The sequence below is a fragment of the Hyphomicrobium sp. genome (assembly GCF_020852195.1).
Classification (GTDB): Bacteria; Pseudomonadota; Alphaproteobacteria; order Rhizobiales; family Hyphomicrobiaceae; genus Hyphomicrobium_C.
In genome coordinates this window covers 1-2,006 of the sequence record NZ_JADZBI010000255.1, presented here as the reverse complement: position 1 = coordinate 2,006, position 2,006 = coordinate 1, and the positions used below count along the sequence as shown (strand labels likewise).

General features: G+C 51.9%; 2 protein-coding genes. Both read left to right on the top strand.

Annotation, left to right across the window (positions count from 1 at the left end):
* Positions 1 to 1,359, top strand: a 1,359-nt coding sequence (locus IT540_RS20675) for a helicase-related protein (protein WP_291181769.1), incomplete at its 5' end; no start/stop codon positions are given.
* A gap of 5 nt (positions 1,360 to 1,364) precedes the next feature.
* Positions 1,365 to 2,006, top strand: a 642-nt coding sequence (locus IT540_RS20670; protein ID WP_291181768.1) for a hypothetical protein, incomplete at its 3' end; no start/stop codon positions are given.

The window sequence follows — 2,006 nt, the reverse complement described above, 5'->3', positions numbered from 1 at the left end:
GAACCACATCAGGAACATATGCCGCCGGGATTGATAATTCAGGATGAGTTGCACCTCATATCTGGCCCACTGGGTACCATGTATGCATTGTACGAAGGAATTTTCGAGCGGCTCTGCTCTCGTCAGATTGGCAACCGCTGGCTCAAGCCCAAGCTGATTGCTTCAACAGCAACCATCAGGGGCGCTGATAACCAGGTGAAGGCCCTTTATGCCCGCACCCATACGCAGTTGTTCCCAAGTCCGGGTCTTTTGATGGGTGATTCCTTCTTTGGCACCTATGCACGCCGAGGAGATGGCAGCTTGGACAACGGACGCCTTTATCTTGGCATTCATGCCAATGACTACGGTTCCATACTGACGACACAGGTACGGGCCTTTTCGACAGTGCTCTTTCGTCCATTTTCCTTACTTCCTGACCGCCGGGACCCTTGGTGGTCACTGCTGGTTTTTTATAACAGCATCCGAGAACTTGGCGGGGCCAGAACACTCTTTGATTCAGATATTCGCTCCAGGCTCAAGTTCATGTTCAACCGCGAGGACTTTCCTCCACAGGCGCGGCGAAACCTCAGGACTGTTGAAGAACTTACCAGCCGCCTTTCTCAAGCCGAAATTGTAGAAATGATGGATCGGTTGTCCACAATCTACTCCGAATCAGACAACAAGGCACTCGATGCCTGCCTTGCCTCCAATATCATCGAAGTCGGTGTCGATATCGACCGACTTTCGCTCATGGGCGTGGTGGGACAGCCTAAAACCACTGCTCAATACATCCAAGTCACCGGTCGTGTTGGACGTCGCTGGTGGGAGCGCGCGGGTTTGATTATGATGATCTACAATCCCTCCAAAAGCCGTGATCGATCTCATTTCGAGCAATTTCATAGTTATCATCGGAGGCTTTACGAACGGGTAGAGCCTACTTCGGCTACGCCTTTCGCTCTATCTGCGATTCAACGTGCGCTTCCTGGCGCCCTCATAGCTTGGGCACGTCAGCACTCCAATGCCGAGGTTCAAAATTTTGCCCCATACGAAGATGCTGTGAATGCGGGCTATGGGTTGCTACAGGAACGTTGCGAAGCGGTTCAGGTTCCAGAGGAAATTGAAAAATCGCTGCAAGAGCTTGAGAGATTCTGTTCGGAGCTGAAAAATAAATGGGCGGAGAATCCGCAGGAATGGGAGCATTTTCCACCGAGCGTCGAAGGAGAATATCTCATGCTATGGCCGGGACAGTTCGCGACTCCTCTTCAGAGGGAACGAGGCGTTGTGGTAGCGAGCAGTATGCGCCAAGTGGATGGAAGTGCTGAGCTGGATATTACTCAGGGCTATGCTTTAGGTAGCAGTCCAGGCAATGTTAGGAGATAACAGGCGTGGGTGACAAACAGATACGGATTGGACAACTCATTGCTCCATTTGGCCCAGGTAGCCTTTATACCGATCGGCGTGGCACACCACATGTTGTCTGTGGTTTGGATCATTGGTTTAAACGTTCGGATCAAGCTCGTGGTCTGGTGCCCTGCGAGAATCCGGCGGAATTTCAACGATTTGAACCACGTCTGGCCGCCCTCCTCAATGTGGATAGGTTTTGTTCTCCACCTGATTTTCGCACCGTACGCAGGGGAGAAACGCCTCCACCCAATGCAACACTGCATGTTCCAGCCCTGCGTTTCCCGCGCTGGTATCGGCACACCAAAACTGGAGAAATGCACCGTTTCAATCTACACAGTTCCAGGATTGATCGTCCACCGGATGGTGGTCGATGGTTACCGGTACGATTTGTGGCGGTTTGTGCCGGAGGACATCTTTGTGAATTTCCTTGGAAAGAATGGATTGATTGTCAATGCCTTGGGAACGGTAATCTTTTTCTGACAGACCGGGGCGGTTCTGAACTGAGCAGTATCCGAATTGAATGTCGCACATGCCCTGAAGGCTCTACAGGGCGACGGGGAAAGAATCTGTCTGGAACGACCCACCGGCCTGACGAGGGGGAGCAAAGTGCTTTTCAAAAAGCT